This window comes from Candidatus Terasakiella magnetica, assembly GCF_900093605.1.
In the GTDB taxonomy this organism is placed as follows: domain Bacteria; phylum Pseudomonadota; class Alphaproteobacteria; order Rhodospirillales; family Terasakiellaceae; genus Terasakiella; species Terasakiella magnetica.
The window spans coordinates 1-408 of the sequence record NZ_FLYE01000028.1; the positions used below are offsets into that span (position 1 = coordinate 1).

The 408-nt window shown below is 44.1% G+C and carries 1 protein-coding gene; it reads right to left on the bottom strand.

The window, feature by feature from the left end; genetic code table 11:
* A partial coding sequence (locus MTBPR1_RS10855) for an IS30 family transposase (RefSeq protein WP_165602660.1) occupies positions 1–408 on the bottom strand: 408 nt, incomplete at both ends.

Consider the following 408-nt stretch of genomic DNA (forward strand, 5'->3'; position numbering starts at 1 on the left):
ATTATCAAATGTGACACTGCGTCTCATATGATGGGGTAAATTTGCAAAATACGTCATCATATTTATGAGTGTATCTTCAGCCTTTTTTGTCATCTGGCGAACCGCATGGGTATAACGCGTTACTCGCTCTTGCAACACAAGCACGGCTTTATATCTGGCACATAACATCAGGTCTGCTTCCCAATGACCTGATACCCGCCGCTCGTTTGCTTCACATGGGCGTTTCCCTAAAGGATTGCGTTTCTTAATAGTTTTTACAGGGCTAAGTCCGCCACGATATAATCTTCCGCGGCGATATTTATGTTGAGGTAATAATCGATGCCAATAATCAGCTTGGGCCACGCGATGATAAATAAAACGATAGATGGACTCATGAGAGATGAGTGTGCGACCCTGTTCCTGTGCCAA